This is a genomic window from Methylobacterium sp. J-026 (genome assembly GCF_022829585.1).
Lineage (GTDB): Bacteria > Pseudomonadota > Alphaproteobacteria > Rhizobiales > Beijerinckiaceae > Methylobacterium.
In genome coordinates, this window is record NZ_JAKSYC010000305.1 from 42,584 (window position 1) to 49,011 (window position 6,428).

The 6,428-nt window shown below is 69.9% G+C and carries 7 protein-coding genes and 1 pseudogene; 7 read left to right on the forward strand and 1 reads right to left on the reverse strand.

From position 1 onward, the window contains the following. The first annotated feature begins 343 nt into the window (after positions 1–343). The 7 genes from MKK69_RS26025 to MKK69_RS26055 all read left to right on the forward strand — a co-directional run bounded on the left by MKK69_RS26025 (position 344) and on the right by MKK69_RS26055 (position 6,192). A complete protein-coding gene (locus tag MKK69_RS26025) occupies positions 344–481 on the forward strand; it encodes a hypothetical protein (RefSeq protein WP_243972764.1) in 138 nt (45 codons plus the stop codon). A gap of 189 nt (positions 482–670) precedes the next feature. Further along, the gene (locus MKK69_RS26030) at positions 671–1,957 is read left to right on the forward strand and encodes a nucleotide sugar dehydrogenase (protein ID WP_243972767.1); all 1,287 of its coding nucleotides are present in this window, start codon (positions 671–673) and stop codon (positions 1,955–1,957) included. Between the two features lie 49 nt (positions 1,958–2,006). Next, the gene (locus tag MKK69_RS26035) at positions 2,007–2,585 is read left to right on the forward strand and encodes a CoA-binding protein (protein WP_243972769.1); all 579 of its coding nucleotides are present in this window, start codon (positions 2,007–2,009) and stop codon (positions 2,583–2,585) included. Positions 2,586–2,795: 210 nt separating this feature from the next. Further along, positions 2,796–3,257, forward strand: a complete 462-nt coding sequence (gene rplM / locus MKK69_RS26040) for a 50S ribosomal protein L13 (protein WP_243972770.1) — start codon at positions 2,796–2,798, stop codon at positions 3,255–3,257. Between the two features lie 2 nt (positions 3,258–3,259). Then, positions 3,260–3,745, forward strand: coding sequence for a 30S ribosomal protein S9 (gene rpsI, locus MKK69_RS26045; protein ID WP_243972771.1), 486 nt, complete (start codon positions 3,260–3,262; stop codon positions 3,743–3,745). 168 nt (positions 3,746–3,913) lie between these two features. Then, a complete protein-coding gene (argC, locus tag MKK69_RS26050) occupies positions 3,914–4,864 on the forward strand; it encodes an N-acetyl-gamma-glutamyl-phosphate reductase (RefSeq protein ID WP_243972772.1) in 951 nt (316 codons plus the stop codon). Between the two features lie 311 nt (positions 4,865–5,175). Beyond that, a complete protein-coding gene (locus MKK69_RS26055; RefSeq protein WP_243972773.1) occupies positions 5,176–6,192 on the forward strand; it encodes an SGNH/GDSL hydrolase family protein in 1,017 nt (338 codons plus the stop codon). A gap of 106 nt (positions 6,193–6,298) precedes the next feature. Here the strand turns inward: MKK69_RS26055 and MKK69_RS26060 are convergent. Continuing rightward, positions 6,299–6,428 (reverse strand): annotated as a pseudogene (locus tag MKK69_RS26060) (IS5/IS1182 family transposase); the annotation flags it as partial.

Here is a 6,428-nt window from a genome sequence, read left to right on the forward strand (position 1 = left end):
CGGCCGTCGCATCCTCCCGGGATCTTGAGCCGGCGGCCGGGACGGGCGGTTAACCATACGCCGCCTGCCGGAGCCGCACGATCGGCCCGTCGCGCCGGCCGGGTTGCAATCGATCGCTAAATGGCTAAGCTCATGCGTATGTACTACTGAGGAGGGCGGCGATGAAATCAGTCTATCCCCAGGGCGAAGACCGTATGGAAGCCCCGCCTCCGTCGGCACCGGCGATCCCTTCGCTGCACGAGGACCTCGTCCTCCAGGAGCAGATGCGGCGCCTCCACAATACGCGCGCCCGTCAGCGCGCCGCCCGGCATCATCGCGCCGGCCGATAACCGCTGTAAATGCCGTGCTCGATTCCGTGCTCCTCGTCTGCGCCGTGATCGCCATCGTGGGGACGGCGGTCCGGATCGGCATCGCCGCCTCCGTCCCGGCCATCCGCCGCCGCCGAATCGAGTGGGACGATCCCACCGAGGCGGAGGGCTGAGGGGAAGGGCCGCCAGCGGGCTCGGCAGGCATCAGCGCCGGTCTTTCGGGCCGGATCGACGGTCCGGCGAAGGTCGGGCCTCGCGCTGTCCCCCGCGCGTTTCGGATCGACGCGGGGGTGCGGTGCCCCTATACGCGCCCGGCGGGCGGCGCGGTGATCGGCGCCTTCGCGTCCGCTGAGGGATCCGGCGTGGCGGAGAGCGTTGCAATCGTCGGCCTGGGCTATGTCGGGCTCCCGCTCGCCCTGGCCTTCGGCCGGACGCGGACCACGATCGGCTACGAGCACTCCGCCGACAAGGTGGCGGCCTACCGCGCCGGGCGCGATCCCGCGGGCGAGATCGACGCGGCGGCGTTCCGGGCCGCCGAACACCTCGCGGTCACCGACGACCCGACCCGGCTGGCGGCGGCCGACGTGATCATCGTCACGGTCCCCACCCCGGTCGACGCGGCCCAGCGCCCGGATTTCGATCTGCTGATCCGGGCCTCGGCGCTGGTCGGGCAGCACATGCGGCCCGGGGCGACCGTGGTGTTCGAATCGACGGTCTATCCCGGCGCCACCGAGGAGATCTGCATCCCCGTCCTGGAACGGTGCTCCGGCCTGCGCTGGAAGACGGGTTTCTTTGTCGGCTACTCACCCGAGCGGATCAATCCGGGCGACCGGGAGCACAGCCTCGCCCGGGTGGTGAAGATCGTCTCCGGCGACGGCCCCGAGACCCTGGCGCGGCTGACCGCACTCTACGGATCGATCATCGAGGCGGGGATCCACGCCACCGCGTCGATCCGGGTGGCGGAGGCCGCCAAGGTCATCGAGAACACCCAGCGCGACCTGAACATCGCCCTGATGAACGAATTGTCGCTGATCTTCGACAAGCTCGGCCTCGACACGCTGGAGGTGCTCGAAGCCGCCGGGACCAAGTGGAATTTTTTGCCGTTCCGCCCGGGGCTCGTCGGCGGCCACTGCATCGGGGTCGACCCGTACTACCTCACCCACAAGGCCGCGATGATCGGCCACCACCCGCAGGTGATCCTGGCCGGGCGGCGCATCAACGACAGCATGGCCGCCCACGTCGCCCGCGGGACGGTCAAGCGCATCGTCCGGCAGGGCGGCGGCGGCCGGAGCGCGCGGGTCATCGTGCTCGGCCTGACCTTCAAGGAGAATTGTTCGGATGTGCGCAATTCCAAGGTCGCCGATCTTATCCGGGAGCTCGGGGAATTCGGCTGCGCCGTGTCGGTCCACGACCCCCGCGCCGGGAAAGCGGAGGCCCGGGCCGCCTATGGCCTCGACCTCGTCGACTGGGCCGACCTGCCGGGGGACGCGGACGCGGTGGTGATCGCCGTCCCGCACGGCGACTACGCCCGGCTCGGGCCGGCGGCGATCGCCGCGCGGGCGAAGCCCGGGGGCCTGATCGTGGACGTGAAGGGGCTGTACGACCGGGCCGACTTCGAGGGGATCGGCTACGAGGTCTGGCGGCTGTGACCGCCGCGATGTCCGGCCCTGCGACGAACCCCGGGATGAGACACAGGCCATGATCGAGACGGGCGACGATGACCGGCACGCACGCTACCCCGACGCGCGGATCCGCGCGATCCTGAACGCCACGCGCACGATCGCCCTGGTCGGAGCCTCGGCGAACCCGGCGCGCCCGAGCTGGATCGTGCTGAAATATCTGCTCGACCGGGGCTACGCGGTCACCCCGGTCAATCCCGGACTCGCCGGCCAGGATCTCCTCGGGCGCCGGGCCGCGGCCTCGCTCGCCGAGGTCCAGGCCACGCTGGGCGACCGGCCGATCGACATGGTCGAGATCTTTCGCAATTCGGCCGCCGCGGGTCCCCTGGTCGACGAGGCGCTGGCCCTCTCGCCCCTGCCCAAGGTCATCTGGATGCAGCTCGGCGTGCGCGACGACGCGGCCGCCGCCCGGGCCGAGGCGCGCGGGCTCACGGTGATCATGAACCGCTGCCCCAAGATCGAGTACGGGCGGCTCTCCGGGGAGATCGGCTGGACCGGCGTGAATTCCCGCATCCTCAGCGCCAGGAAGCCCGTGCTGGCGGGCCGGGGCGTCCAGCGGCTGACCATCGCCGAGCGGGGCCGGCGCGGGGACCGTTGACGGTACTCTAGTACCTCATCTCATAAGTCATTGCAGAAGAGCGATTTTTCGCGATTTCGCGATTCCGTGTTGACCCGCCATCCGGGTCCGGCTATGCACCCGGCACCGCCGCCGCGTGCACCCCACGCGGCGGCTCGTTTTTCGGCACCCCGATGCCGGAGGGCCCCGACCTGTCGGAGCCGGACGCGTCGGAACCCCTGGGATTTGGCTATGAAGACCACCTCGCTGAAGCCCGCCGAGGTCGACAAGAAGTGGATCGTGATCGACGCGGAGGGCCTCGTGGTGGGCCGGCTCGCGTCGATCGTGGCGATGCGCCTGCGCGGCAAGCACAAGCCCGCCTACACGCCCCACGTCGATTGCGGCGACCACGTCATCGTCGTCAACGCGGACAAGGTGAAGTTCACCGGCCGCAAGTACGTTCAGAAGCGCTACTACTACCACACCGGCTATCCGGGCGGGATCAAGGAGCGCACGGCCAAGTTCATCCTCGAGGGCCGGTTCCCCGAGCGTGTGGTCGAGAAGGCCGTCGAGCGCATGCTGCCCCGTGGCCCGCTCTTCCGTCAGATCCTCGGCAACCTCCGCGTCTACAAGGGCGCCGCGCACCCGCACGAGGCCCAGCAGCCGCAGGCGCTCGACGTCGGCGCCCTCAACCGCAAGAACGTGAGCGCTTGATCATGGCGACCCTGCAGTCCCTCGCCGACCTCAACCGGGCGAATACCGGCGCGGTCGACCCCGCCAACGAGGCCCCCATCCACGTCCAGAAGCTGGACGCGCAGGGCCGGGCCTACGCCACCGGCAAGCGCAAGGACGCGGTCGCCCGCGTCTGGATCAAGCCGGGCAACGGCACGGTCACGATCAACAAGCGTCCGGTCGAGGTCTATTTCGCCCGTCCGGTGCTGCGCATGATCCTGCGCCAGCCGCTGGAGATCGCCGGCCGCGTCGACCAGTACGACATCAACGTCACGGTCGCCGGCGGCGGTCTCTCGGGCCAGGCCGGCGCCGTGCGCCACGGCCTCTCGAAGGCCCTGACCTACTACGAGCCGGAACTGCGCGCGCCGCTCAAGCGCGAGGGCTTCCTTACCCGCGACGCCCGCGTGGTCGAGCGCAAGAAGTACGGCCGCAAGAAGGCCCGCCGCAGCTTCCAGTTCTCGAAGCGCTGAGATCCGGTCACAGAGGTGTCACGGAGAGGGCGGTTCCTGCGGGGGCCGCCCTTTCGCATTTTCAGGCTGCGGCGCGGCCGTTGACACGATGGTGGACCGCGCTCACCTGATCGGTGACCGTGGGGCCCGAGTCGGGCGGCGCGTGAGGATCGAAGAGCGAGACGGACGATGGCTGGCGACGGCGCGACGAAGCCCACGGTGTTCATCGACGGCGAGGCCGGCACCACCGGCCTCGGCATCCGCGAGCGCCTGGAGCGCGACGGGCGGGTCGCCCTGCGCAGCATCGCCCCCGAGCACCGCAAGGATCCGCAGGCCAAGCGCGCGCTGCTCGCCGAGGTCGATCTCGTCGTGCTCTGTCTGCCCGACGAGGCCGCCAAGGAGACGGTGGCGCTGGCCGACAGCCTGCCCGGCGGCGGCCCGCGCGTCCTCGACGCCAGCACCGCCCATCGCGTGGCCGAAGGCTGGACCTACGGCTTCCCGGAGATGACCCGGGCGCAGGGCGCCGCGATCGCCCGGGCCCGGCGGGTGGCCAATCCGGGCTGCTACCCGACCGGCGGCATCGCGCTGCTGCGCCCCCTGGTGGAGGGCGGGCTGATCCCGGCCGATCACCCGATCAGCGTCAACGCGGTCAGCGGCTACAGCGGCGGCGGCAAGAGCATGATCGAGGCCTTCGAGCAGGGCACGGCCCCGCCGTTCCAGCTCTACGGCCTCGGCTTCGCCCACAAGCACGTGCCGGAGCTGCAGCGCTACGGCGGGCTGTCCCGGCGGCCGATCTTCGTGCCGTCCGTGGGCAATTTCCGGCAGGGCATGCTGGTGAGCATCCCGCTCCACCTCGACGCGCTGCCGGGCCGGCCCGCAGCCGATGACCTGGAGGCCGCCCTGCGCGACTGGTACGCCGGCCAGCCGCTGGTGCAGGTCGTGCCGGGCGCCGGCACGGGGGCGCACCGCGAGAAGATCGAGCCGGAGGATCTCAACGACACCGACCGGCTGGAGCTGCGGGTGTTCGGCGCCTCCGACCACGGGCAGGCGGTGCTGGTGGCCCGCCTCGACAATCTCGGCAAGGGCGCCTCCGGAGCGGCGGTGCAGAATCTCGGGCTGATGCTCGGGCTCGACGGCTGAGGCCCGCGCCCCGGATCGACCGGCGATCCGGGCGCATCGTCGGCGACCCGCCGATCGCGCGGCGCGCGGCCGTCGCCGTCGGTCTCCCCGCGGGGGCTTGCAGCACGCGGCGTCGATCGGCGCGGATGCCCCGCGCGCCGCCCCGATCCCCCCACGCCGATCCCTTCCGGCGCATCGCCGTCCCGACGGCCGCGCGGGAGCGACCTTTACCGCCCATGGGTTGACGCTCCAAAGCGCGTGCCACGCAAGGCGCGCGGGAGGCGTGAGCGCATCGCAGCCGGCGCTCTCGACGGCAGAGCCATGGAAACCTCATGACGACCGAGCCCGATATCGACGCGGAGAAGCAGAAGCTGCTCAGGCACCTCGTGACGTTCGACGCGCGGATCCGGTATCCGGCGCCCTACGTCGCCTTCGCCGGGAAGCCGTCGTCCCAGATCTTCGAGAATGGCTGGCACTACGACGGCCTGGGATACCGCAACGACGTGACGGTCGGCCCCCGGGGCAGGGCCGAGGCGGCCCGGGTGTTCATCGTCGGCGACAGCACCCTGGTCGACGGCCTCGACACCGCCGATACCGTCCCCGGCCGCGTCCAGACCGTGCTCCGTCAGAGCCTCGGAGCGGGCGCGCACGTCTACAATTTCGGCGCCATTTCCAACTGCCTGAATCAGGCGATCATGCTGATCACGACGAAGCTCATCGATCTGGAGCCGGACGCGATCGTCATCCTCGCCGGCGGAACGGACATCTTCCAGCCCTGGACCTTCGACCCGCGCCCCGGTCAGCCGTACAATCAGTTCGCCATCGAAGCCATCCACGACGACCTGTTCTCGCAGGGCACCGACACCCGCGCGGCGAGCATCGTGGATCAACGCGCGATGTTGGAAATCCTCTTTTCGAGACTGCGCAACCTGCGGCTGGTGACGTGCTGGAAGGAGGCCGCCTGGGAATGGGAGGTGGTGCGGAATTTCGAACTCTCGGTCGACCGCATCGGCCGGCTCTCCACGGGCATCGGCATTCCCATCCACCTCGTCCTGCAGCCGATGGTGGTGCGCAAACCGGCGCTGTCGGAAGAGGAACGGTCGTTCGCCACGCTCGAATTTCTCGAGTATCTCGATCGTCAATACACGAGGCTGAAGGCCGTCGTCGGAAATTACGAGCGGAAATTCGGACGGCGGAAATTCTTCACCGTCCATGATCTCAGCGACTTGTTCTTCGATCACACGGACAGCGTCTTCACCGACATCGTGCACTACAATGCGGGCGGCCGACAGAGGATGGCGGAGGAACTCGTCAGCCTGCTGAATATCGTCCGGCCCGGCGCGGCCTGACGGCAACCCGCGACCTGGGGTCGGGGCGTCGCCCGACGCCGCCCCAGAACGGCGCCCCGAGGCCATTCCCGACCCGGAGCTTCGACGCCCGAGGGACTTAGAGCGCCTAACAGAACCGTCTGATCTGGTTGAGGGTGATGAGGCTGGCGGCGAGGCTCGTGAAGGCCTCGTAGATGTCTGCGCGTCGCTCATAGCGGATGGGCAATCGACGGAAACGGTTGAACCAGGCGTGGGTG